We start from the raw sequence: 24,533 nt of genomic DNA, 5'->3' as shown, positions 1-24,533 counted from the left end.
AAGGCAGACGAATGAGCTTTTTTGCCTTTCTGCGCGAAAATGTACGCTGGCTTGCCGGCGGCTTCCTGCTGACGTGCTTTTCGAGTTTCGGACAGACCTTCTTTATTTCATTGTCATCCGGCAGCATCCGGGCGGAATACGGACTGAGCCACGGCGAGTTCGGCACGCTCTATATGCTCGCAACGCTCGCCAGTGCGCTTACCCTGTCGCAGGTCGGCAAGATTGTTGATGTTATGAGTGTCTCGCGCGTCGCTCTTATCGTCATTCCGTTGCTGGCGCTGTTTTCCGCTTCCATGGCTTTGGTGAACAGCCTTCCGCTGCTGCTTTTGACGATTTTCGGCCTTCGCTTATTCGGCCAGGGAATGATGACGCACAACGCGATCACCGCCATGGGCAGGTGGTATGTTGCACAACGGGGGCGCGCCGTGTCGGTCGCGACGCTCGGACAACAGGCGGGCGAGGCGGTGTTTCCAATCGTCTATGTGTCGATCGTTGCCAGTGTCGGCTGGCGCAATACCTGGCTTTTGTCCGCGCTGTTGCTCATGGCGGTTGCCCTGCCTGTCATATACACGCTGATGCGGGTTGAGCGGCAGCCGAGATCGTCCGACGGCGTCGAGGCTAACAGCGCGCCAAGGGACTGGACGCGGCCTGAAGTGCTTCGCGATCCGGTATTCTGGCTCACTTTGCTTGGCATTCTTGCGCCAGGGTTCATCGGTACGACCATATTCTTTCACCAGGTTTACCTGGTTGAACTGCGTGGCTGGTCGCTGGAATTGTTTGCCGGTTCGTTTGCCTTTATGGCGGGTATGACCATCATATTCGCTCTGATCGGCGGTGTGTTGATCGACCGATTTTCAGCGGTCTCGCTGCTGCCAACATTCCTGTTGCCGCTTGCCGCGTCGTGTTTCCTGCTTGCCGGGATCGAGGCACAGTGGGGTGTTTTTGCCTTCATGGCGCTGCTTGGCGTTTCCTATGGTCTGTCTTCGACACTGTTCGGTGCGTTGTGGCCGGAAGTCTACGGTACGCGTCACCTGGGCTCCATACGTGCGGTGGTCATCGCCCTGATGGTTTTTGCGACCGCCATGGGGCCGGGTGTTACCGGTTTTCTGATCGATTTCGGCGTGAGCTATCCGCTGCAGATACTTCTCATGGGTGTCTATTGTGTCGCGATTTGCCTTGTCATGGCGATCGTCAGCGGCAAGGTTGTAAGGCGCAACCGGGCGATTGCAGCCGCCATGGGGACATAATTGCACTTGCCAATCGCCGTCTGCTTGAGTAACCCGCAATCATGACAGAACTTGAAGACATTCGCCCCGCCACCGTGCGCTTTGCGCCGTCGCCGACAGGACGCATCCATATCGGCAATGCGCGCACGGCGCTGTTCAACTGGCTGTTTGCAAAGCAGCACCATGGCGAATTCATCCTGCGTTTCGATGATACCGATCTGGCGCGCTCGAAAACCGAACATGCCGAAGCCATCCTGGCTGATCTGCAGTGGCTGGGAATCGCACCTGATACAGTGGCCTGGCAGTCGAAGCGTTTTGATGCCTATGCAGGTGCCGCCGAGCGGCTGAAGGCGGCCGGACTGCTTTACCCCTGTTTTGAAAGCGGCGAGGAACTGGAGCGCCGCCGCAAGTTGCGCCTGGCGCGCAGACTGCCCCCGATTTATGGCCGCGAAGCGCTGAAACTCAGTGCTGAGGAGCGGCAGGCACTTGAAGCCGAAGGCCGCAAGCCGCACTGGCGTTTCCTGTTGCCCAATTATGCCGATAGCCCCTTTGAGACGCGGCGCACCGAGGTCCACTGGGACGACGTGGTACGCGGTCCGCAGACCGTTGATCTTGCGTCCATGTCCGATCCGGTGCTCATTCGGGAAGACGGAACCTATCTCTATACATTGCCGTCCGTTGTCGATGATATCGAAATGGCGGTTTCGCACATTATCCGCGGCGATGATCATGTCACCAATACCGGTGCTCAGATCGCCCTGTTCAGGGCGCTTGGCAGCGAAGCACCGGCTTTTGGTCACCACAATCTGCTGACATCGGTTACAGGCGAGGGGCTGTCGAAGCGTTCGAATGCCCTGTCGATCGGTTCGCTGCGTGACGACGGATACGAGCCGATGGCGATCAACAGCCTCGCTGTTCTGATCGGCACTTCAGAGAGTGTAGCGGCGATGGCGTCAATGGAAGCGCTGCTTGAGCACTTCAAGCCGGATTTCGCGTCAAAATCCGCAGCCAAGTTCGATCCGGCAGAGCTGACCAACCTCAATCGTGCGCTCGTCCACGAACTTGCATATGAAACTGTCTCGGACCGGCTCTCGGAACTTGGAATTGCCGGAGATGCCGCAGAGGCGTTCTGGCTCACGGTTCGAAAGAACGTTGACTTCGTGAAGGAAGCCGTGCGCTGGTGGACGATTGTCGAGCAGGGCCCCGACAGCGCTGAAACGCTTGAAGACGAGGATATCGACTTTGTAAGAGAAGCGTTTTCGCTATTGCCGCCGGAGCCGTGGGACGGCGAAACATGGTCCACCTGGACTGCAGCGGTGAAGGCTGCGACCGGCCGAAAGGGACGCGCCCTGTTCATGCCGCTTCGTGTTGCGCTTACCGGGCTTCGCTCGGGACCGGAGCTCGCAGATCTATTGCCTCTGATTGGTCGGGCAAGAACTTTGGACCGACAACCCTGACACGACGGGTCGGATCGATATCTCGGGCGGGCGGTTCGTTTTCGTCTGAACCGGCGGTCTGCGAGGTTTCTTTCTGCTCTATTTCACTTTGGGCCGGCTGATTGCCGTCGATGATGGATTCAGAGGGAACATTGCCCTTTTTCGGATCGATGATGACAACCGAGCGGCTGCTTCCGGGCGCAACTGCAATGTCCCCGGCGGGCGGAAGCCCTTCTTCACATGTGCATCGTGGTCCGCCGGCAGAACCGCTTCTGCGATAGGCAAAGGCGGTCGGCAGCAGGCGGTAGGGGGTCTGGTCGGCGACCGAGACCATTTCCTCGCTTTCCTGCTCCGGTACCAGATGGAAGAACAAATCGACCTCGGCACCGGGACACATGCTGGCACAACGTTCGGCGTCGCGATCGAACTGCGCCGGTGAGGAGGCGTAGGAAATCGGGAAATAGTAGCCATCGCAAATACGGACGCACATTGTGCGGTAGCGGCTGTACGGATCGCCCAGATCGATCAGATCCTCGTCGCCCTCCACACCCAGCGTGTCCCGGATGATGATGCCGTCGGATGCGGAACAACCATTGGCACGCAACGCCGCAAGGATGCGCTGCCTGGCTTCGGAATTGCTTCCTGTGATTGCCGCCTGCCTTTGGCGCAGAGCGAACTGCAGTTGTGATTCTTCGCGCACGAGATCGGATTCCATGCGCCTGCAGACAGACCTGGTCCTGCTTCCGAGCACGATAACGCTGCCAGCCGAACAATCCAGTCGTCCAAGATCGATGCGCAGTCTGGCTATCTTGTTTTCATGCTGCCTGATGGCCGCGTCATACCGGCTGGTCAGATCATCGCGCGGTGCGACATTGTTGAATTGATCGAGTTGAGCCTCCAGCCTTGCGCACACAGCACTATCCTGCGCGCCAGCCGTTATGGTCGCGTTCAAAGCGCAAACCAGCGCAGTCGCAACCATGACAGACCATTGCTGCAGTCCAGAACCAATCCGCTTCAATACCGTAACCCTTTGAATGTACGGAATCATACACGGAATTGGTTGTAAGTGTAGCCTTTGCCTCGCCAATTAGGTCAGAAAATACTGGTTTCGACCTTTGACAAGGCAGGCGTTGTGGCTGCATAGGGCCAACCCGTATCAAGCCGCCCGGCGTGCCTCTTCCAGGGTCATCGGCGTTTCCAGTACGCGTCCGGAAATCGATGCGACTGATTTCATATGGTCGAGCAGGTCTTGCGTGACCTCCCAGCCCACAGCGACTGCGATCACTGAACCGATCCTCTTTGGCTTTCCGATCCGCTCGCCCGGGCATCCCATGCGCCGGAACATGCGCTCCAAAAACACATCGGTGACGGTGATGATGTGCGAGATCCCGGATTCGAGACCGAGTTCGCCAACCCCGCACATGAGTTCGGCCGCGGCGACCGTGACCTGGTTTGATGATCGGTCCTGAACGAGGTCCGGATCGATGCAAAACCGGCTTGATTCCCAAATTGCCGCACTGCGGATTTCCGGTTCGCCGTTCATCAGCTGCGGAAATGTGTCGGCAAGCATATTTGGACCGAGCGTCGGAAGCAGGCGCAACGCTCCACGCATTTTTCCGGTGGCTGGTGAGATGGAAGCCACATAAAGCGGATTTGCGCTGTCAAATTCGTCGAGTTCCTGGTCCCCGGTTATTTTTACGTCCCATTTGAGGCTGTCGTGGAATACGCGTTTGCGGAGCCGGAATATCTCGGCAGTTTCTTCAGGATGTATTTTTCTATCTAACCCGTTGAAAATCCTAATCATATTTACTCTCCAGTTGATTGAGGACTGGAGAATTATGTGTTGTGTTCGACCCTGCAGGGTACTGTCGGTTGCGACAGTATTCAGCCGCTACCGTTTTGTGATTGAATCTTCGGTTAATGCGAGCCTTCGGCTCGAATGCCATTCAGATCTGAAAAATGAGGAGGTGCCGCCAACTACAGCGGAATGATGCCGCGCCAGACCGCCTGGGCGACTGCCTGCGGATTGGTAACGACACCCAGTTTGTGGCGTGCATTGGTCATGAAAAACCTGACAGTGCGTTCCGAGATTCCAAGGATCATGGAAATCTCCCAATAGCTCTTTCCGGCAGCCGTCCAGGTCAGTACCTCGGATTCCCGTGCAGTCAGGTCCGTGGGAAGGCGCTCCTGGGCGAGTTCCTGTCTGGCCGAATGCAAATAGGTTGCCAGCACCTGGATGTCACCGATCACGTCCAGACGGTATTGAGACCATTCCTTCGGTGTCATATCGGCATTGACGGCAAACATGGCCGCCTGGCTGCCGCGACACAGCAACGGAATGGTCATTCCGATATCGCTCACTCCATACTCTGCGGCGATTGCAAAGATCTTTTCGGCGGTAGGATCGCCCAAATGATACACACGCCAGTCGACCGGTTTGATCCCGGTCAGAGCCGACTGCATCACCGGATCGAGAGAAAACAGGCCTTTTTTCCTGTAGAACTCTACAAAATCCTCCGGGAACGTATGGCGCATGTCCAAGACGTTCTGCTGTCCTGCCGCAAGGGAGAGGTTGATGTAGATTTGATGACGGATTCCGTACTGCGCCTGAATCCTGTCAAATACCTCGTCGGTATCCTTTTCCTCATCCTGCTCCAGCTCGCTGAGTAAGTCGTAAAATACTTGTCGTTTCGACATGTCGAACAACCCCCAAACAATTTCGGGCGGCGGCATTGTCGAGACGTCCCCAGCAGAAGTCTAGCCAAATCATCTGGGGGAAGCCGGATGTAACTGGATTCCGTGAATGATTGTTTCGGCTATCTTAATTTATTCGGTCGGATGTTTTGATAATTTAATGCTTTACTCCGGAATTGATGCCTCAACGACCGCAAGAGTTGCCATATTGACAACGCCACGGGATGTAACCGACGGAGACAAAATGTGTGCAGGTTTTGCGCCTCCCAGCAGGATTGGCCCGACATGAAGCGCATCGGTCATGGTCTTTACAACACCGAGGGTGATATTTGCAGCATCCAGATTAGGGAAAACCAGCAGGTTTGCTTCGCCTGTCAGAACCGAATTTGGCATGACCCTGTTGCGCAGTGCTTCCGAAATCGCTGAATCGCCGTGCATCTCGCCATCGGCCTCCAGGCTTGGGTCCATTTCGTGGATAAGGCTTATGGCTTTGCGCATTTTGCGTGCCGTATCCGACTCGCGTGTGCCGAAATTGGAGTGGGATACCAAGGCAGCGCGCGGTTTTATGCCGAAACGCTGTATTTCCTTGGCGGCCATAAGCGTGGTTTCGGCGATTTCTTCGGCGGACGGGTCAAGCGATACGTATGTGTCAGTAAAAAACGTGGCGCCGCGCTGCGAGATCAGCAGGCTGAGAGCGGAGAAGTCACGGACGCCTTCGCGTCTTCCGATGACCTGCTCAACGTCCCTCAGATGGCGGGCGTACCGTCCCTCGACACCACAGATCATGGCATCCGCATCGCCGCGGCGTACCGCAAGGGCGCCGATCACGGTAGTGTTGGTGCGTACGATGGTGCGAGCGGCCTCCGGATTTATTCCCTTTCGGCCAACAAGCGAGAAATAGAGGTCGACATAATCGCGATACCGGGGATCGTCGTTTGGGTTTGTGATCTGGAAATCCTTGTCGGGCCGGATCTTGAGGCCGAAGCGCTTCAACCTTGTTTCAATGATGCCGGGACGTCCGATCAGGATCGGTTCGGCGATGCTTTCTTCAATGAGAACCTGCGTTGCCCGCAAGACGCGTTCGTCTTCGCCTTCTGAGAAGACAACCCGCTTTTTCTGTGCGGTCTTGGCCGCCGCAAAGAGCGGCTTCATGATCAGGCCGGACCGGAACACGAAGCGGTTGAGTTGATCGAGATAGGCGTCAGCGTCCTTGATCGGACGCATGGCAACGCCCGATTCATCGGCGGCTTTGGCGACAGCCGGTGCAATACGCAGGATCAGGCGCGGATCGAAAGGCGAGGGGATCAGGTAGTCCGGGCCGAAGACAGGCGTTTCTCCTGAATAAGCCTTTGCTGCAACGTCGGAAGCCTCTTCGCGGGCAAGCCCGGCAATGGCATGGACGGCCGCCATTTTCATTTCTTCATTGATCGTGCGCGCACCGCAATCCAGCGCGCCGCGGAAGATATAGGGGAAGCAAAGGACATTGTTGACCTGGTTCGGAAAATCCGAGCGGCCAGTGCAGATCATCGCGTCGGGCCGGGCTTTTCGTGCGTCCTCCGGCATAATTTCAGGCGTCGGATTGGCGAGCGCCATGATCAACGGATTTTCAGCCATCTGGCTGAGCATGTCGGGCTTCAACACATTTGCCGCGGAAAGGCCGAGAAATACGTCAGCGCCGGGGATGCATTCTTCAAGCACACGCTTGTCGGAATGCTGTGCATAGACGGCCTTCCACTCGTCCATGAGTTCCTTGCGGCCCTTGTAGACCAGACCTTCGATGTCATGGACCCAGATATTCTTGCGCTTGGCACCAAGTTCCACCAGCAGATTGAGGCAGGCGAGCGACGCAGCGCCAGCGCCGCAGGCGACGATTTTCGCGTCGGCAAGTTTCTTACCCGCTAGTTCCAGACCATTGAGGATAGCGGCAGCGACAATGATGGCAGTGCCGTGCTGATCGTCGTGAAAAACGGGAATGTTCATTTTTTCCCGCAGCCTGCGTTCGATCTCGAAGCATTCGGGCGCCTTGATGTCTTCCAGATTGATGCCGCCGAATGTCGGCTCCAGTGCCGATACCACCGAAACCATGTTGTCGATTTCCTGGGTGTCGACCTCAATGTCGAAGACGTCGATGCCGGCGAATTTCTTGAACAGCACCGCCTTGCCTTCCATGACCGGCTTTGATGCCAGTGGCCCAATGGAGCCCAGCCCGAGAACGGCCGTGCCGTTTGAAATAACGGCGACGAGGTTGCCTCTTGCGGTGTAGTCGGCGGCGACGCCGGGATCGTTCTGGATGGCAAGGCATGGCGCGGCGACACCCGGTGAATAGGCAAGTGCAAGGTCACGCTGGTTACCGAGCGGCTTGGTGGCCTGTATCTCCATTTTTCCCGGGCGCGGATGCTGATGATAAAACAGTGCGCTTTCGTCGAAATCGCTGTTTTTGGGGGCTTTGGATTTGCCTTTATGCGTACTCATGTGGGTCGGTCCTCAACTTGCCTGCACCGCAATCGGAATTGGAGAATTTGTCCTGTCTTAAAATGCACTGGGATAAAGGCCACCATCCACGAGGATGTTCTGGCCTGTAATGTAACCTGCGAAGGTGGAACACAGGAAAGCGCACGTGTTGCCAAACTCCTCAGGTGTACCCATTCGGGCTGCGGGAACCTGCTTCAGTGCTGCCGCCTTTACGTCCTCGACTGATTTTCCGCTCTGTGCGGAAGTGTTTTTGAAGGACGCGGTGAGCCGGTCCGTGTCCATCTTGCCCGGGAGCAACGTGTTGATCGTGACGTTCTTGTTGGCAACGCTTCTGGCCACACCCGCCAGAAATGAGGTCAGCCCAGCCCGAGCGCCCGAGGACAGATCCAGACCCGGTATGGGCATGTAAACGGATGAAGACGTTATATTGACGATTCGACCGAAACGGCGTTCGCACATGCCGTCGATCACTCCCTGAATCAACTCGATCGGTGTTACCATGTTTTGCGTGACGCCCTCCAGGATAGCCTCCCTGTCGAGAGCCCGAAAATCGCGAAAGGGCGGTCCGCCGTTATTGTTGATCAGAATGTCCGGATCCGGGCAGGCTGCAAGAAGCGCTCTTTGTCCTTCGGCGGTTGAAACATCTGCTGCCACGACATCAACGCGGACAGCTGCCTTGTCGCGCAATTGCCTGGCCGTTGCGGCCAGTGTCTGCTCATCCCTGCCATTGATTACGATATCGCATCCGGCTTCGGCCAATGCCACCGCACAGCCCTTGCCAAGGCCACGGCTGGAGGCGCATATGATGGCCTTCCTGCCGGACAGTCCCAAATCCATTATCCAGTCCTTTCAATGGGCAAAGCAGAATATGCGGATGTTCTGCTTGAGGTGGGATCGCAGATCAAGCTGCAATTGTCATCAGATAGTCGCACGTCTCGGGCTAGCCCTCCACTGCAAAAACAGATTGAACGGACAAACAAAACAGACATATCTACTACATAGCCGAAAACCACGGCGGGTTTCTACGCGACTTTCCGGGTAAACACTTTGCCGGCATCGAGGGTGATCCGACGTTATTGAGCGGGTTTTGTGCCCGCAAGATCATCGATTATGCTCTTCCTGGTCCGTAATCCTTCGGGAATGTCAAACAGCATCCACACATGGAACATTTCAGGCTCGACGGTGAGCTCAATGTCGCAGCCACAGGCATCGGCAATTTCCGCAAACGACACGCAGTCCGGGCTCATAATATCGCGCAATCCGACGTATATGTGCGTCGGCGGCAGTTCGGCCAGGTCTCCATAAATGGGGCTGAGCCTGTAGTCCTTCAGATCGTGACCATCGGCATAGAGGCGGCCGGCTTCTCTCGCGCCTTCAATGCCAAGCCATGGATCGTTCTGCTCAATGGTAGCAATGGCATGATTTGTAAGGCCAAGGTCAAACCAGGGGCTGAGCAGCACCAGTTGATCGGCCGCCGGCAAACCCTGTTTTTGCGCCTCGAGCGCCATTGCCGCGGCCAATCCGCCTCCGGCCGAGTCCCCCATCAACACGAAGGTTCCGTCCGCCGCCTCTCCGGCGATGTCGCCATAGAGCGGCATAACCATTGTGTAGACGTCCTGCCAGTTGTGTTCGGGCGCAAGCGGGTAAATCGGAACTATGAACCGGGCATTGAGCTCTTCGGACAGAGCTGCAAGAAATTTCCAGTGAAATACAGTCATTTCAAAGAGATATCCGCCGCCATGCAGGTAAAGGACGTGCAGATCGGGTTTGGTGTCGTGTGCGGACCATTCGAAGACCGGATATCCCTTGAACTCAGATTTCCTGACCGCGAAATCCCTGTTGATCCCTGGTGGTGGATTATAGTTCTGACGCGGCCGGGCCCATTTCAGGCGGCGATGCGTTCCTTCCGCCGTCGATGAGGATTTTTTCCGTAATATTCGGATAACCAGTGAAAGAAGTTTGCTTCTGAGGCTGGCCATTAAGATCCTGCTTTGGTTTGTCTTTCAGGGACTTGGGAATTCCAATCGTATTCGGCGGAATAATGCCGCCAATTTGTTCTCCGGAAAAGTATATTCCGGCAATTTGGAATTCTGCTAGGTTGCACTACCCACATTGCGGATAGGACACTGTGCCGAAAGGGGCGAATGCTGCAGATCAGCGATGACAACCGAAAATGGTGGCTTTTGACGGCAATGGCAGGCGGGCTTGGTCTTGTGCTTTTCGACGAGACCGTTGTCGGTGTTGCACTGCCGGTTATCAGGGCGGAACTGGGCATGTCGGAAATCGCCTCACACTGGGTGGTGAATTCCTATTTGCTGGTGTTCGCCGGCCTGGTGGCCATAGGGGGGCGGCTTGGTGACGTATTTGGATTGAGACCGCTTTTCCTGTCCGGGACTGCACTTTTCGGCCTGTCATCCACAGCTGCCGGCTTCGCGCCGACAACGGAGCTTCTGATATTTGCGCGCGCTGTGCAGGGTGTTGGCGCCGCCATTCTGTTTCCGCTGTGCCTCACAATCATAACAACCATCTTTCCTCAGGAGCAGCAAGGCAAGGCGCTTGGTATCAATGGTACGATCGGCACGGTTTTTCTGGCGCTTGGTCCCGCGGTAGGCGGTCTTTTCGCCGACTTTATATCATGGCGGTGGATTTTCTGGGTCAATCCGTTTCTGACGGTGGCGATGGTGGTGGTTGTGGTCAAGGCCTGGGGCAACGTTGAAGAGCGCAAGGATCCGCGGCCGCTGGATATTCCGGGTCTTGTACTGTTGTGCGCAGGACTGGGACTTGTCGTATTTGCTCTTATGCAAGCACCTGATTATGGCTGGGGACGGTCCATAACCATCATTCCCCTTGTTGCCGGAATTATACTGTCCGTCGCCTTTGTCGTGTTCGAGTTGAGACACAGGGCCCCGCTTATCGATCTCGAGTTGTTTTCTAACTCAACATTTGCCGCCAGCAACACGATCGTGTTTCTTGCGCAGTTCATGAAGGTTTGCCTGTTCGTATTTGGGGCACTCTACTTTCAGTCCGAACTCGGGATGAGTCCGTTTGTGGCCGGCCTTGCCATTCTTCCGACCGTGGCACCGCAACCTCTCCTGGCAGCTCCGACCGGTGTGATCATCGATCGCATAGGCAGCCGGGTGCCGGCATTGGCGGGCGTCATTTTCGCGTTCATAGCGGTGGCGTGGTTTGCTGCCGTTATGCCAATGCAGAATTACTGGCTGATACTCCCGGCTTTTCTCTTATGGGCTGTTGCGATGCCTTTGCTTTTCATCGGGCCGCTGAAGGCCAATATGAACGCTGTAACCCCGGAACATCAGGGGCAGGCCGGCGGTATTGCCATGTCGGCGCAAATGCTGGGCGGGACCATTGGCATGGCCGTGGCGAGCGCAATATTTTCGACGACAAAAAGCTACCAGGCCATTTTTGCTGCTGTCGCTTTGCTTACGCTGGCGGTTTTGATCTATGCGTGGTTTGGGATGAAACGGGACGCGGCCAGACCCAATGAGGTGATTTAACGGTGATCGGATGATGAAAACCCGCCGCTTTTTGCGTGATCTGGCGGTTGTCGCGGGCTGAAGGTTAGCCCCGGATCTTGTTGGGCGCTGAACAAATGGACAGGAATGTTTCAGATTAACGATAACAACAGAAAATGGTGGCTTCTGACGGCGCTGGCAGGCGGGCTTGGCCTGGTGCTGTTCGACGAGACTGTCGTTGGGGTGGCTCTGCCTGTTATCCAGAAGGAGCTGAAGACGTCCGTCCTGACCTCACACTGGATCGTCAACGCATATCTGCTTGTCTTTGCCTGTCTCGTTGCGGTTGGCGGCCGGCTCGGCGACATCTTTCCGCTCAAGCCGTTGTATCTCGCAGGGACCGCCGTTTTCGGAATTTCATCCATTGTGGCGGGATTTGCACCCACAGCAGAGGTGCTGATTTTAGCGCGTGCAGTCCAGGGTGTGGCGGCGGCGCTTGTTTTTCCGTTGTCCTTGGCGATCGTCACCCTGCTTTTCCCGCCGGAGGAACATGGCAAGGCGCTTGGCATATACGGGATGGTCGGTACCGTGTTCCTGTCAATCGGACCACTCGTGGGCGGGCTGCTGGCCGATTTTGTGTCCTGGCGCTGGATATTCTGGGTGAATCCGTTTTTGACGGCGGCCATGATTTTTATCGTGTTGAGGGCTTGGAAAAACGTCAGTGAACATAAGGACCGCCGCCCGATCGATGTTCCCGGACTGATTCTGTTGTGCCTCGGGATCGGTTGCCTGGTGTTTGCTCTGATGCAGGGACCGGATTACGGGTGGCGCAGCTGGGCGATTGTCGCTCCAGGCGTACTCGGCGCTGCCGCGGCATTGGGTTTTGTCGTCTATGAACTGCGGCACAAGGCACCGCTCATCAATGTGGAACTGTTCTCCGACACCAATTTCGGCGCGGCCAACACGATCATTTTTACAGCGCAGTTCATCAAGATGGGCCTCTTTGTCTTTGCCGTCCTCTACTTTCAGCAGACACTGGGAATGAGCCCGGTCATTGCAGGCCTGGCAATTGTTCCATCGGTGATCATGCAGCCCTTTCTTGCGGCGCCAGTCGGTATGCTGGTCGACAAATACGGATGCCGCAAGACGTCGATGGTCGGAATCGGCGGTTCACTGATATCGATGCTCTGGGTCACACTGGTCATTCCGTTTGACAATTACTGGTTCATTTTTCCGGCCTTCCTGGTCTGGAGCGTTACGGCACCGATGCTGTTCACGCCACCACGGAAGGCGGTTATGCAAGCTGTTCCGCATACGCAGAAGGGGCAGGCCGGCGGCATTGCCATGTCGGCGCAAATGCTCGGCGGCACCGTCGGAATGGCCGTCTGCAGTGCGGTATTCACCTCCACACAGAGCTATCAGGCCGTTTTTGCCGCCGTGACTTTGCTGGTGATAGCAGCCTTTGTCTATGCCTGGTTCGGGCTTGAAGAAGACGGGCTTTCGCCGCGGGCCGCCGACTGACCCATATTTAGCTATGGGAGAAGGAGTGCGCCAAGCGTTGACGCCGGGCGGTTAGGCGGTGACAGGCGGATCATAACTGGGTATGTGTCAACAATGTCGTCGCCACCTGAAAGTGATTCACAATCAACACGCTTCGCCAGCGGCAAAGTCCGGCCGGTCGACGAACCGACACCGCCAAAGGTGGATGTTGTGAGCGCCGATGGCCAGACTCATGTGAACCTGTCGGGCGACTGGCAGCTTCATTGCGTTGCTGAGATCGACAGCGTCATGCGCGACATTGGCAAGTCGGTCGACGGCGCACATGTGACTGTTGATTTCACCAATGTGGGTCATCTTGATACATCCGGCGCACTGATTGTGGAGCGCCTTCGCGATAACCTCGAACTCAGGGGTTGTGATGTTGCCTATCACGCTGCCGGTAAGGGGCGCACGACGTTGCTTGAGGCCGTGGGTAACGCCCTTCGCGTGAAATATGACGATGAGGAGCCAGAAGAAGCACCGGGTCTGGCCGAGCGAATATTCGCGCCGATCGGCCGACTGACCATATCCTTCTGGAACGACTTTGTCGCGGCAATGTACATACTGGGTTCAGCCGTGCGCGGCACGCAACTCAAACTCGACCATTCTTCCGGAATATCTGTAGCGGCGATCGTCAGCCAGATGGATCACATGGGCGTGCGGGCCGTTCCCATCATCGCCCTGATGTCCTTTCTTATCGGCGGAATCATCGCTCAGCAGGGCGCATTCCAGCTGCGCTATTTCGGAGCGGAGATTTTCGTTGTCGACCTTGTCGGAATTCTTCAGCTCAGGGAAATCGGCGTTCTGCTTACCGCGATTATGATTGCCGGCCGTTCCGGCTCAGCCATAACCGCCGAAATCGGTTCGATGAAGATGCGCGAAGAGGTGGATGCCCTGAAGGTCATGGGGCTCAACCCGGTCGGCGTTCTGGTGTTTCCGCGTCTTGTGGCGTTGACTGTCATGTTGCCGGTGCTGACGATCGTTGCAAATTTCAGCGCCCTGTTCGGTGCCTGCCTGACGACCTGGATCTATTCTGGAATAACACCGGATACGTTTCTAACGCGCCTCCGCGAGGCGATCGATATGTCGACCATCGTTTCTGGCATGATCAAAGCACCGTTCATGGCTCTGATTATCGGTATTGTTTCGTCTGTCGAGGGTCTGAAGGTGGGCGGAAGCGCAGAATCGCTCGGGCGGCATGTGACGTCCGCCGTGGTCAAGGCGATTTTTGTGGTTATTCTTGTCGACGGCTTGTTCGCGATCTTCTACGGAGCGATTGATTTTTAGTCACTATGGCGGCGATATCTCAAACCCAGAACGAAAACGGTTCAGCAATGCCCAACGGGGCAGGGCGCGAGTGTATATTGAAAGCGCGGGATATCAGTGTCGCATTCGGCTCGCATCAGGTGCTCGATCGGCTCAATCTCGATATCTGGCGCGGTGAAATCCTTGGTTTTGTCGGCGCATCGGGAGCAGGTAAGTCCGTGTTGTTGCGGACCATCCTGCAACTGTCTTCGCGTCAGGGCGGCACAATCGAAATCCTGGGTGTCGACTATGACAAGGCAACACCCCACCAGCGCATAGCGCTCGATATGCGTCTGGGTGTCCTGTTTCAGCACGGGGCACTGTTTTCGGCTCTGACCGTGCTGGAGAATATTCAGGTGCCGATGCGCGAATATCTCGATCTTCCGCAAAACCTGATGGATGAACTTGCGCTGCTGAAGATCGAACTTGTCGGGCTGCGACCCGAAACGGCTGATCTTTATCCCTCGGAACTTTCCGGTGGCATGATCAAGCGTGCGGGGCTCGCCCGAGCCCTGGCGCTGGATCCGGATCTGGTTTTTCTCGATGAGCCCACGTCCGGCCTCGACCCGATCAGCGCGGCGGAATTTGATGAGTTGATCGCCAAATTGCGCGATACGCTGGGTCTGACCGTCTATATGGTGACCCACGATCTGGACAGCCTGTTTTCGGTCTGTGACCGCATTGCCGTGCTCGGAAACAAGAAAATTGTCGTTCAGGGAACGATCGAGGACATGCTTGCTAGTGATGAACCGTGGGTTCAGTCGTATTTCCACGGGAAACGGGCGCGCTCGCTTGTGCGGGCGAAGTGAATCGGGTCATAGTCATTCGCTACATGGCTGTGGGGAATCACCCGTCCGATGAAAGCGAGCCGGATTAGCTAGAAATGGAAACCAAGGCCAACTACACACTCGTCGGTTTTTTCACGCTTGTCGTCATGGCGGCGGCGTTCGGTTTCGTCTATTGGATGGCGACATTCGGAAAATCCGGCGAAATGGCCCAACTGGAGATCCGCATTCCCGGATCGGCGGGCGGTCTGAGCGTCGGCGCTCCGGTGCTTTTTAACGGAATCCGTGTCGGATCGGTGCAATCCCTGACCATTGACGGTGTCGATCCGAATTTTGTCCTTGCCATGACCGAGGTGCGGGCCTCGGCACCTGTGTACGCGACCACGAAGGCAAAACTGGGTATTCAGGGACTAACGGGGCAGTCCCATATCGAACTGGGCGGCGGCGACACCAGTGGTCAGAACATCCTGGAAGAGGCCGTCGAAAAGGGCAGTTACGCCGTTTTGACCGCTGATGAATCGAGTGTGACCAACCTGCTTGCCACGGCCGAAGACATTCTCGGCAGCGTCAAGAAATCGGTAAAGGGCATTGAGGATTTTGTCGATACAGCAAAAGACCCGCTGATCAGGACCGCGGAAAACGCTGAGAAGTTCTCCGACGCACTCGCGGCCAATTCAGACGGCATCAGCGAGTTCCTGAAGAGCGTTTCGTCCCTGTCAGATACAGTACAAAGCGTTTCGGCCAAGCTTGAATCCGTGGTGACCAGGGTTGATGCGCTGGTAGCGGCGGTCGAGCCGGAAAAAGTCAAGGAAATCGTGCAGAACGTCGAGAAGGTGAGCGCCGACGTCGCCGATGCATCTTCCGATTTCAAACCGATGGTCGAAGAACTCAAGACGACTGCAACCAATCTGTCGAAACTCAGCGAGGACGCCAATTCAACGCTTGGCCGTATAGACAAGCTGATTGCTGCGGTTGATGCCGAAAAAGTCCAGCAGACCGTCGACAATGTGGCCGCCGCCAGTGAACAGGCGCGGCAGGGCATTGCGAGCCTGACAACTGTTGCCGACACGATCGGCAACCGCAACGATGATATCAATCAGATCATAACCAATGTCGATCAACTGTCGGCCCGTCTCAATGAGGCGGCACTGCAGGTACAGGACACCCTCAAGAAGCTGGACGGCTTCATGGGAGAGGGTGATGCGTCCGGTCTTATTGCCGAGGCCAAGAAGACCCTGCAGACGTTCCAGGAGGTCGCGAACAAGATCAATGCCCATATCGGGCCGATCGCATCCAATCTGCAGCGCTTCTCCGGATCCGGCCTGCGAGATTTCGACGCGCTTGTTAACGAAGCGCGCCGTTCCATTACACGGATAGAACGCACGATAACGCAGATCGGTGATCAACCGCAGAGTCTGATATTTGGCACATCGGGTGAAGTTAAGCAGTACAACGGCCGGCGGCGGCGTTGACAATGCACCGGGGGGTGCGGATAGCTATAGGTATCCTGTGGGGACAGCAGGAGTGAGGGGGTCTTTTGACTTTCAAGACCGGTAATACAACAGCCATCGTGGCTTTCATGGCTGGGGTCATGGTTATCGGCGGCTGCTCCGTGTTGGGCGGTGGCCCAAAGAACGACACGTATGAACTGACAGGCATACCGCCGGTCAAAGGCCCGTACTCCAGAGGCCGGCAGATCGTTGTCACCGACCCGGCGGCGCTGAAGTCGTTGGACGGCACGAATATCGTCATACGTACGTCTCCATCCTCGATCCAGTACCTCGCCAAATCCCAATGGAATGACAACCTGCCTGAGATCATTCAGGAAAAACTGATCGAGGCGTTTGAAGATTCCGATCGATTAGGCGGTGTCGGCCAACCGGGTGACGGAATAGCCGTCGACTATCTTATTTCACCGACGATACGTGCTTTCGAGATCATCACCGGCGGAGGCGATACGGCGGTTGTAGAAATTTCGGTGCGTATCATCAATGACCGCAATGGCGTCGTACGCGCCCAGCGCGTTTTTCAGGCCACTGCACCGGTTATCGGCTCCGACAACGAAGCTTTCATCTCGGCGCTTGATCGGGCCAATGGCAAGGTCATGAACGATATCGTGGCCTGGGTTCTCAAAATCGTCTGATCGCCGGCTGCGGCGCCCTTGCTGCCAACGCAATTTGAAGACCCTGATCTTACACAAGCAAAACCCCGCTGGCGCCTGGCGCCAGCGGGGTTTTGTCTGTTTCTCGATCAGTCGGCAGGCAAGTGCCCGCCATCCCGCTATTTCAATCTGCCGCTGGCATGGGCGAGCATGGTGTACACCTTGCCTGTATCCGATGTCAGGTATGTCTGTGTGACAACCTTGTCACGATCGGTCTTTGCAACGTCGGCCAACAGTTTTTCAAAATCGGCGATATAGTGATCGACCGCGGTGCGGAACTCGGGCTCCTGCGCATATTTGCTTTTGATTTCTTCAAATGTCTTCTGGCCCTTGAGGGTGTAGAGACGTCGCGTGAAGATATCGCGTTCGCCGCTCTGATAACGGCGCCACAGCTCGACCGAAGCATCGTGATCGATTGCCCTGGCGATATCGACGGACAGGGAATTGAGGGATTCAACCACCTGCCGCGGGTTGCGGCTGCGCGAATTGGAGGATGGGCTGCTTCCAGCGCTGCGCTGCGGCTGATCGGCCTCTTCTTCTTCCTTGCGCGACGCGCTGCGCAGCAGGTCCCTGACCCAGCCTTCGCTTTGCGGTTTGCGGGCAGCAGGCTGCTGCGAGCCGCTCTGCATGACCCCAAGGCCGCCGCGGAGGTCGATCTTCGGCGGAGGAGCCGACGGCATAACCGGATCGGTCTTCTGCTCGGAAACGGGGGGCTCGGACGGTGTGTCGTCGGCTGCCTCGGCCTGAGGTTTCTTGCCGTCAGATTTGGCGCGCGGGCTTGAGTGGTCGAGCATGTGCGAGGATTGTTGCACGATGGACGACAGATCCTGCAGAGCCTTGATCTGATCGGAAACGGCCTTGCGCATTGCGGATGTGCTTTCGCGCGTTTCTTCCGGTAGATCGAAGACACCCTTCTTGATTTCCGAACGGGTGTTTGTGAGCTCGTCGCGGATGTCGTTGGCCGATTGACGAATCTCCTCCGTCGCGCCGGAGAATCGCTTGATCGCGTCTTCGACGGCATCCTTGATGGCCTGTTTCATGGTCTCGGCCGTGGAAGCCGAGCGGCTTTCCGTATCGGAAAGCAGGCTTTCGATATTGTCGAGCGATGAAGACAGGCTGCCGGAAAGCTGCTTTGCGGTTTTTCCGGCCCGCTCGTTGGCCTTGCCGAAGGCGTCTTCGACGATCGTTTCGAGAGACCGCATGTTCTTCTCGATCTCTTCCGAACGTTCCACCAGTCCGGTGGACAAGCCGTCCAATGCCTCCTTGCGCTCCTCCAGCGTGTTGGCGAGGCTTGACTGTGCCGAACCCAGAAGGTCGGACGCCGAGGCCAGCATCTTGGAGTGATCGTCGAAGCTTCCTGCGATGGAGCTTACTCGGTTGAGCGTATCGCTGGAGATCGTGTCGAGCTGCGAAATGTTCGACTGCAGGACCTGTGTTGAATCCGAGAACATTTCGGCGGCGCGGCCGGCGCTGTCGGCAAATTTTTCGGTCGTATTCGTCAGACGCGAATCCACCTCTTCGAGTGTATTTGCGGTGTTGTTGACGAGGTTTGAAATCGCTGCATTGCTGCGGCCAAGCTCGGAGATGAGGTCGGTAACCTCTGTTTTCAGGCTGTTTCCGGCACTGTCGATTGCATCGAGCGTTTCGCGGGTGCGCGATGTCAGTGCATCGACGAGGGCTGCACTCTGCTCCTGCAACCGTTCGGCGCTGGCGTGCGTTATGTCCTTGAGCTCGCTGGTGATCTGCAGGCCTTTTTCGGCATAGGCCTCAACAAGCGGTGCTGCCTGTTCTTCGATAAGCTTCGAGAGCTCGGCAGACCGGCTGGAAAGCATCGAATTGAGCTCGCGGGTGTGTTCATCGAGCGTGGCCTTGATAGCGTCGCTGCGAACATCCATGGCCTTCTCGCTGTCGGCGAACTGCGATGCGATCACCTGTGCCTGTTCGCTGACCTTGTCTCCGGCTTCCAGCGCTGCATCGGTGATCGCCTGCGCGGCGCCGAGTATTCCGGATTCGCTGTCGGTCAGTTTTCCGGTCAGATCCGCAAGCTGGCGGTTGAGGGATTCGGTGCGCTCCGAAAGGCGGATCTCGATCGCTTCGGAATAATTCGCTGCAACTTCGCCGAGGCGCGCCGAGAAACCTTCGCCGATACCCTGCAGGGAGTTCGACGACCGCTGGGCTTCGGCGTCCATGTGCTCGACCGCATGGGCCACCGTTTCGCGCAACGTCGTCGCCATGCCGAGAGCCTGGGTCTCGATCGTTGCCGTGACGCTTTCGAGGCCGGTGCTCAGGGCCGTATCCATCGTCTGCAGTCGTTCCTGCATGCTGGAGGTGCGTTCGTCGATGGTTGCGCCAATGCGGTCGACGTTGGCTCCAAGGGTCGTGTCCATCGCTGCAACGCTGTCGTCCAGCTTGTTCGAGAGAGCGATGAATTCATTGGACAGGGTCTCGGAGATTTTCTCGTTGCCCGTACTCATCAGAGTTTCGATCCGCTCGGCGTTGGAGCCCAGCGTGCTCGCCAACTGTTCCGTGCTCTCTGCTGTCGAACTTGCAATGGAACCGGCGCCGTCGCGAATGAGACCCTCGATGCGATTGGTGTTTGAATCGAGCGTGTTGGCCAGCTGTTCCGTGCTTTCATTGACCGATTTCGAGATCGCGCCGGTGCTGTCGCGCACGATCCCGTCGATCCGTTCGGCGCCGGTGCTGAGCGCGCTTTCAAGCGCTTGCGTATTTTCCGTAATTGAACCGGCAATGGCACCCGTTCCTTCGCGGATGAGATTGTCGATCCGTTCGGCGTTGGAGCCAAGAGTTACAGCAAGGGCGTGGGTGTTTTCCGTTACCGCTCGACCAACGGCGCCGGCGCCTTCGCTGAGCAGGTTTTCCATGCGCTCGGCATTGGAGCCGAGTGTGTTTGCCAGTGACTGTGTGCCTTCATTGGAGACATTGCTGATGGCCTGCGTGCCTTCTCTGATAAGGTTCTGCAGGCGCTCTGCGCTTGAACCAAGCGTGGACTCGAGCTTGTCGGCGCTGTCGGACGTCGCGTTGTTGATCGCGGCGGTTCCGAAACCGATCAGGCCTTCAAGACGCTCGGCGCTGGCGCTGAGCGTGGATTCCAGCGTCTGGGCATTGTCGATGGCGGCATTGTTGATGGTCTGCGCACCTTCGTTGATGAGCCCGGCAATATTGTTCGCACTTGTTTCCAGCGAAGCGGTCAGTGCGCCGGTGCGGTCGTCGACGGCCCGGGCAATGTTCTCGGCACCATCGACCATGAGTTCGTCGACACGTGTCGAGGTCTGCTGCAAGGCCTGTTCGACGGCTCCGACCTTTGCCTCCAGCTTGCCCTCGATCTCGGCACTGCTGCTGGCCAGGACTTCGTCAAGCCGGCTGGCATTCGAAGACAGAAGGTTTTCCATCGAGCCGGTGTTGCTGGACAGCGTGTCGTTGATAGTCTGCAGGCTATCGCTGAGTTTGGAGGTCAGCGTTCCACTGCGATCTTCAAATGCGGACGTGAATTCGGCCACGCGCTCGTCAAAGGCGGTATTGAGCTGCGAAATGGTGCTCTGCAGCCGCTCCTCGAAAAAGCCGGAACGGTTGTCGAGGTCGCTCATGGCGTCCTCGGAGTGCTGCTGCAGGCTCTGGCGGAAGTTGACCGCCTTTTCATCAAGCTTGGCATTGAGCGACCCGATGACGCTGTCGAGGCCGCCACTGAGGGCCTGCTCGCCAACACTCAGGCTTTCGCTGATTTCCTTGGTGCGTGTGACCAGCGTTTCGTTGAGCTGGCGTGCGCGCTCGTTCAGGATGGTATTCAGCTTTTTGGTATTGTTGTCGAGAGACGATGCCCGTGTCTCGAATTCGCCCAGAAGGTTCTGACCGTGTTCGGTCAGATTGATCTGGAGCGCTTCAAGCCGGTTATCGAACTCCTTTGCCAGCGCACGGCCCGAATTGCCGAATGACAGCATCAGCGCCTCTGTGCGCTTTTGCAGAAGGTCCGAGACTGATTGCGTCAGCTCGTCGGCCTGATCGGACAGCTTTGTCGTGCGCGTATCGAGCAACGCGGCAACCGCCTTGCCCGACGTTGTCAGACGGTTGGAGATTTCGTCACCGGCCGACTCCAGCTCTTCCCGGAGCTGCTCATGGGCGCTGACGATTGAGGCGCGAACCCGCTCTGAATGGCTGACAATGGCTTCACGTTCGTTGCTCAGGCCCTCCACCAGGCTGCGCAGGCGAACTTCATTGTCCGAATAGCTGTGTTCCAGGGCATTGATTTCGGAATGGACAAGGGTCTCCAGCTCAGATGCACGGGCAATCGTGCGTTCTATGCCCTCATTGATGGCCGACACTTCGCGCCGAACCGCCTGTCCGACGCGCATGATATTGTCTGTTGCCATTGTTTCAGGCTCGAACAGACGGACCGCAAGCTCGGCCATTGAACGGGCAACCGAGCGCATTTCCTGGGCGCGGGCAACCATCATGCCAAATCCGAGGATGATCATCGCCGGGAAGACGATGGCGAGAAGCGTTACCAGAAACTGCGGATTGTTTGCCAGGTCCGAGAGGGAACTGGCTCCCCCGATGCCGCCATAAACCAGGTTGGCGAACCCAAGTCCGCCCACGACCCACAGCGCTGCGAGCGAATAGGTGATGATGCGGGCGGAGCGACCACCCTTGCCGTCGAGCGAGCGCATGATCGCGGCGCGCGATTCACGGCTGTCGTCGTTGGCCGGTGCAAATAGAGGCGATGATGACCGGGCAGGCTTTTGCTGTGCCTGCTGGGCTTGCTGGCGTTTTTGAGACCTGGTCTGCGACCTTGGCTGGGCGCGATTTATGCGACCCGGTTCCGCAGCGGCACGTTTTTGCGCCGGCTTCTTTTCAGGCGTGTCTGAAGCCGCCGGTTTTGCCGAACCCCGACGGGTCGGTTGACGCTTTCCGGTATCGCCCGGTTCGTCTTCATCGGCATCAGATTTGGCAAGCTCTGCAGCCGCTGACGCGACCTGGGCTTCCAGATCCGCCAAAGACGGCTCATCCGCCAGATCCGTGCCCTCATCCTCTTCAAGATCGAGACGCAGCGCGTCTTCGAGTGCCTTGAGCGGATCGTCACTGACAGTTTTACTTTGAGCGTTTCGTTTCGCCATACTGATCGATGCCTCGTACTCTATACCCTTTTATTCCCGGAACGGTGTCCAGGTTGTCGGTCCGGGTATCCGGAAGGAACAATTTCTGTCGCAAACGGTGCCGCATGCATCCGGAATTCGACCGCAATTGACAGCAACTTCCCTCACGCGATGTCCCCTTATCCCGGGACTTACCGCGTGCCAGCTTACATTTCTGGCACAGTTAACCGCTGGAAACAAATTCTACAGCACGATTAGTGAGTCCGCTTAATCAAAGAACGATGTTAACCGGTGATACCCACAGTTAAATTGTGCCGCAAATCCGGTGTTTACATTGCGTTAACCATAAATACAACTTTTAAGCCCATTCTCTGGACCTGTTAAGCCGATACCGAAGATTCTGTTGTGCACTGTTTGTGTAACAGCGGGAAAGGGGAATTCGATGGCTACACATCGGGAAATATTCGAACCACCGGAACACGGTCACAGAAACAGTCCATCAAGCGAACGGCCAATCGATTTGGTGCATCTTGCGCGGCAGACCGCGGGGGACAAAGATGCCGAAACACATGTGCTGTGTCTGTTTGCCCGTCAGGCCAGGCAGTGTGTAAATCAGATCTGCGGCACCAACCACCTGACAAAGAAACGCGACCTGGTGGCAGTCGCGCGAACACTGCACGGATCAGCATCGAGCGTCGGTGCATTTTGCGTCTCGCGAGCAGCCAAGTGCCTGGAGAGGGATCCCAGTGACGGCGTTCTTCACGACGCGTTGACCGACGCGGTTGTCGATGTGGAGAATTTTATATCCGGCCTGTCCCGGTAACCGACCGGCAACAGACGTCGTAATTGTGGCGGGATACGCCGCAATCTCATCCGCTTGCGCCTGAAAGGCGTCAGAACGCTTGACTTCCGCGCAAGTGTCTTTAACTCCGCATTGTTGCTATATTTGCGGAGCCTGATTTATGACCAAGCTGACAATCGTTGCCCATGACGGCATGAATTTTGAGATCGATGCCGAAGACGGGTCAACGGTTATGGAAAACGCTATCCGCAATTCCGTGCCGGGCATCGAGGCAGAATGCGGAGGCGCCTGTGCCTGCGCAACATGCCATGTATATGTCGATGATGAATGGAGCGAGAAAGTCGGTGCACCAGATGTAATGGAGGAGGATATGCTCGATTTTGCCTACGACGTTCGCCCCACCTCCAGGCTCTCGTGCCAGATAAAAGTATCTCCTGACCTCGACGGACTTGTCGTCCGTGTGCCGGAGCGTCAGGCCTGAACAAATCTCCGTTGGGCGGGAAACGCCAATGACTGAAAATATCGAAACCGATGTCGTCATAGTGGGAGCAGGGCCCGTTGGCCTCTTCGCCGTCTTTGAACTCGGCCTTTACGATCTGGAATGTCATCTGATCGACATTCTCGACCGGCCGGGCGGCCAGTGCGCCGAGCTGTATCCCGAGAAACCGATCTACGATATTCCCGGCCTGCCTGTCGTGTCCGGGCAGGAGTTGACCGATAACCTGATGGAGCAGATCCGGCCCTTTTCGCCGCAATTCCATTTCAACCGCATGGTGACAGCTCTAAAGAAGCTTGATGACGGGCGTTTCGAAGTCACCACCGATGAGGACGAGATATTCAGGGCCAAGGTCGTTGTCGTTGCCGCCGGCGGAGGCTCTTTCCAGCCCAAGCGACCGCCAATACCGGGTATCGAGGCCTATGAGGACGACAGCGTGTTTTATTCCGTGCGGCGCATGGAGGAATTTCGCGGCCATGATCTGCTGATCGTCGGCGGGGGCGATTCAGCGCTGGACTGGACACTCAATCTGCAGCCGATCGCCAATTCCGTTACCCTCGTGCACAGACGGCCACAGTTCCGAGCCTCCGATGACAGCGTAAACAAGATGTTTGCGTTGCGCGATGAGGGTTCGCTGAAATTCGAGATGGGGCAGATTTCGGCCCTGCACGGCGATGACGGCCGGCTCCGCGCAGCAACGCTCAAGGATGCGGACGGTGAGCGGGAAATCGAGTGCACCCGGCTATTGCCGTTTTTCGGACTGACGATGAAACTCGGTCCGATTGCCGACTGGGGCCTGAACCTGCACGAGAACCTGATCACGGTCGATACGGAGAAGTTCGAGACCAGCGTACCGGGAATTTTCGCAATCGGCGATATCAACTGGTATCCTGGGAAACTGAAGTTGATACTCTCCGGATTCCATGAGGCGGCGCTGATGGCGCAGGCGGCGAGGACAATCGTCAAACCCGACGAAAGGGTTGTATTCCAATACACCACCTCATCGACCAGTCTGCAGAAGAAGCTCGGAGTAAAATAG

The 24,533-nt window shown here is 56.8% G+C and carries 18 protein-coding genes; 11 read left to right on the top strand and 7 right to left on the bottom strand.

Features of this window, described 5'->3' with window-relative positions; translation table 11 throughout:
• The first annotated feature begins 11 nt into the window (after positions 1–11).
• Both ABVT35_RS13445 and gltX read left to right on the top strand, forming a co-directional pair.
• Complete coding sequence (locus tag ABVT35_RS13445) at positions 12–1,247, top strand: MFS transporter (RefSeq protein ID WP_368467091.1); 1,236 nt, start codon at positions 12–14, stop codon at positions 1,245–1,247.
• 41 nt (positions 1,248–1,288) lie between these two features.
• Positions 1,289–2,683, top strand: a complete 1,395-nt coding sequence (gltX, locus tag ABVT35_RS13440; protein WP_368467090.1) for a glutamate--tRNA ligase — start codon at positions 1,289–1,291, stop codon at positions 2,681–2,683.
• Here the strand turns inward: gltX and ABVT35_RS13435 are convergent.
• The 6 genes from ABVT35_RS13435 to ABVT35_RS13410 all read right to left on the bottom strand — a co-directional run bounded on the left by ABVT35_RS13435 (position 2,601) and on the right by ABVT35_RS13410 (position 9,807).
• Positions 2,601–3,641 (bottom strand): DUF2865 domain-containing protein, encoded by a 1,041-nt coding sequence (locus tag ABVT35_RS13435; RefSeq protein WP_368467089.1) that lies wholly within the window; start codon positions 3,639–3,641, stop codon positions 2,601–2,603. The two genes, gltX and ABVT35_RS13435, sit on opposite strands and share 83 nt — an antisense overlap.
• Positions 3,642–3,818: 177 nt before the next feature.
• The gene (locus tag ABVT35_RS13430; protein ID WP_368467088.1) at positions 3,819–4,466 is read right to left on the bottom strand and encodes an acyl-homoserine-lactone synthase; all 648 of its coding nucleotides are present in this window, start codon (positions 4,464–4,466) and stop codon (positions 3,819–3,821) included.
• A gap of 173 nt (positions 4,467–4,639) precedes the next feature.
• Positions 4,640–5,359, bottom strand: coding sequence for an autoinducer binding domain-containing protein (locus ABVT35_RS13425; RefSeq protein WP_368467087.1), 720 nt, complete (start codon positions 5,357–5,359; stop codon positions 4,640–4,642).
• Between the two features lie 162 nt (positions 5,360–5,521).
• Positions 5,522–7,828, bottom strand: a complete 2,307-nt coding sequence (locus tag ABVT35_RS13420) for an NADP-dependent malic enzyme (RefSeq protein ID WP_368467086.1) — start codon at positions 7,826–7,828, stop codon at positions 5,522–5,524.
• Between the two features lie 57 nt (positions 7,829–7,885).
• The gene (locus ABVT35_RS13415) at positions 7,886–8,665 is read right to left on the bottom strand and encodes an SDR family oxidoreductase (RefSeq protein ID WP_368467085.1); all 780 of its coding nucleotides are present in this window, start codon (positions 8,663–8,665) and stop codon (positions 7,886–7,888) included.
• Positions 8,666–8,901: 236 nt separating this feature from the next.
• On the bottom strand, positions 8,902–9,807 hold the full coding sequence (locus tag ABVT35_RS13410; protein WP_368467084.1) for an alpha/beta hydrolase fold domain-containing protein: 906 nt from the start codon (positions 9,805–9,807) through the stop codon (positions 8,902–8,904).
• 165 nt (positions 9,808–9,972) lie between these two features.
• Here ABVT35_RS13410 and ABVT35_RS13405 point away from each other — a divergent pair, with 165 nt between their 5' ends.
• The 6 genes from ABVT35_RS13405 (at position 9,973) to ABVT35_RS13380 (ending at position 17,070) form a co-directional block, all read left to right on the top strand.
• On the top strand, positions 9,973–11,343 hold the full coding sequence (locus tag ABVT35_RS13405) for a DHA2 family efflux MFS transporter permease subunit (RefSeq protein WP_368467083.1): 1,371 nt from the start codon (positions 9,973–9,975) through the stop codon (positions 11,341–11,343).
• Positions 11,344–11,448: 105 nt separating this feature from the next.
• On the top strand, positions 11,449–12,819 hold the full coding sequence (locus ABVT35_RS13400; protein ID WP_368467082.1) for an MFS transporter: 1,371 nt from the start codon (positions 11,449–11,451) through the stop codon (positions 12,817–12,819).
• 93 nt (positions 12,820–12,912) lie between these two features.
• Positions 12,913–14,124, top strand: a complete 1,212-nt coding sequence (locus ABVT35_RS13395) for an ABC transporter permease (RefSeq protein WP_368467081.1) — start codon at positions 12,913–12,915, stop codon at positions 14,122–14,124.
• Positions 14,125–14,171: 47 nt separating this feature from the next.
• Positions 14,172–14,951, top strand: coding sequence for an ABC transporter ATP-binding protein (locus tag ABVT35_RS13390; RefSeq protein ID WP_368467080.1), 780 nt, complete (start codon positions 14,172–14,174; stop codon positions 14,949–14,951).
• Between the two features lie 74 nt (positions 14,952–15,025).
• A complete protein-coding gene (locus ABVT35_RS13385; RefSeq protein WP_368467079.1) occupies positions 15,026–16,399 on the top strand; it encodes an MlaD family protein in 1,374 nt (457 codons plus the stop codon).
• 65 nt (positions 16,400–16,464) lie between these two features.
• Complete coding sequence (locus tag ABVT35_RS13380; protein ID WP_368467078.1) at positions 16,465–17,070, top strand: ABC-type transport auxiliary lipoprotein family protein; 606 nt, start codon at positions 16,465–16,467, stop codon at positions 17,068–17,070.
• Between the two features lie 137 nt (positions 17,071–17,207).
• Here the strand turns inward: ABVT35_RS13380 and ABVT35_RS13375 are convergent, their stop codons facing one another.
• Positions 17,208–22,217 carry a hypothetical protein gene (locus ABVT35_RS13375; RefSeq protein WP_368467077.1) on the bottom strand — a complete coding sequence of 1,670 codons (5,010 nt, stop codon included), beginning with the start codon at positions 22,215–22,217 and terminating at the stop codon, positions 17,208–17,210.
• Between the two features lie 421 nt (positions 22,218–22,638).
• Here ABVT35_RS13375 and ABVT35_RS13370 point away from each other — a divergent pair, with 421 nt between their 5' ends.
• From ABVT35_RS13370 to ABVT35_RS13360, 3 genes are all read left to right on the top strand, one after another.
• Positions 22,639–23,019: an Hpt domain-containing protein gene (locus tag ABVT35_RS13370; protein ID WP_368467076.1), complete on the top strand. Its 381-nt coding sequence runs from the start codon at positions 22,639–22,641 to the stop codon at positions 23,017–23,019.
• Positions 23,020–23,158: 139 nt separating this feature from the next.
• On the top strand, positions 23,159–23,479 hold the full coding sequence (locus ABVT35_RS13365; protein WP_368467075.1) for a 2Fe-2S iron-sulfur cluster-binding protein: 321 nt from the start codon (positions 23,159–23,161) through the stop codon (positions 23,477–23,479).
• 28 nt (positions 23,480–23,507) lie between these two features.
• Positions 23,508–24,533 (top strand): NAD(P)/FAD-dependent oxidoreductase, encoded by a 1,026-nt coding sequence (locus ABVT35_RS13360; protein ID WP_368467074.1) that lies wholly within the window; start codon positions 23,508–23,510, stop codon positions 24,531–24,533.

The organism is Hoeflea sp. TYP-13 (genome assembly GCF_040932035.1).
Lineage (GTDB): Bacteria > Pseudomonadota > Alphaproteobacteria > Rhizobiales > Rhizobiaceae > Hoeflea_A.
This window is presented reverse-complemented; position numbering and strand designations above follow the sequence as displayed.

Bases quoted from the DNA above. Each gene is read 5' to 3' on its own strand.
- ABVT35_RS13445 (WP_368467091.1), top strand. From the start codon at position 12: ATGAGCTTTTTTGCCTTTCTGCGCGAAAATGTACGCTGGCTTGCCGGC.
- gltX (WP_368467090.1), top strand. From the start codon at position 1,289: ATGACAGAACTTGAAGACATTCGCCCCGCCACCGTGCGCTTTGCGCCG.
- ABVT35_RS13435 (WP_368467089.1), bottom strand. From the start codon at position 3,641: ATGGTTGCGACTGCGCTGGTTTGCGCTTTGAACGCGACCATAACGGCT.
- ABVT35_RS13430 (WP_368467088.1), bottom strand. From the start codon at position 4,466: ATGATTAGGATTTTCAACGGGTTAGATAGAAAAATACATCCTGAAGAA.
- ABVT35_RS13425 (WP_368467087.1), bottom strand. From the start codon at position 5,359: ATGTCGAAACGACAAGTATTTTACGACTTACTCAGCGAGCTGGAGCAG.
- ABVT35_RS13420 (WP_368467086.1), bottom strand. From the start codon at position 7,828: ATGAGTACGCATAAAGGCAAATCCAAAGCCCCCAAAAACAGCGATTTC.
- ABVT35_RS13415 (WP_368467085.1), bottom strand. From the start codon at position 8,665: ATGGATTTGGGACTGTCCGGCAGGAAGGCCATCATATGCGCCTCCAGC.
- ABVT35_RS13410 (WP_368467084.1), bottom strand. From the start codon at position 9,807: ATGGCCAGCCTCAGAAGCAAACTTCTTTCACTGGTTATCCGAATATTA.
- ABVT35_RS13405 (WP_368467083.1), top strand. From the start codon at position 9,973: ATGCTGCAGATCAGCGATGACAACCGAAAATGGTGGCTTTTGACGGCA.
- ABVT35_RS13400 (WP_368467082.1), top strand. From the start codon at position 11,449: ATGTTTCAGATTAACGATAACAACAGAAAATGGTGGCTTCTGACGGCG.
- ABVT35_RS13395 (WP_368467081.1), top strand. From the start codon at position 12,913: ATGTCGTCGCCACCTGAAAGTGATTCACAATCAACACGCTTCGCCAGC.
- ABVT35_RS13390 (WP_368467080.1), top strand. From the start codon at position 14,172: ATGCCCAACGGGGCAGGGCGCGAGTGTATATTGAAAGCGCGGGATATC.
- ABVT35_RS13385 (WP_368467079.1), top strand. From the start codon at position 15,026: ATGGAAACCAAGGCCAACTACACACTCGTCGGTTTTTTCACGCTTGTC.
- ABVT35_RS13375 (WP_368467077.1), bottom strand. From the start codon at position 22,217: ATGGCGAAACGAAACGCTCAAAGTAAAACTGTCAGTGACGATCCGCTC.
- ABVT35_RS13370 (WP_368467076.1), top strand. From the start codon at position 22,639: ATGGCTACACATCGGGAAATATTCGAACCACCGGAACACGGTCACAGA.
- ABVT35_RS13365 (WP_368467075.1), top strand. From the start codon at position 23,159: ATGACCAAGCTGACAATCGTTGCCCATGACGGCATGAATTTTGAGATC.
- ABVT35_RS13360 (WP_368467074.1), top strand. From the start codon at position 23,508: ATGACTGAAAATATCGAAACCGATGTCGTCATAGTGGGAGCAGGGCCC.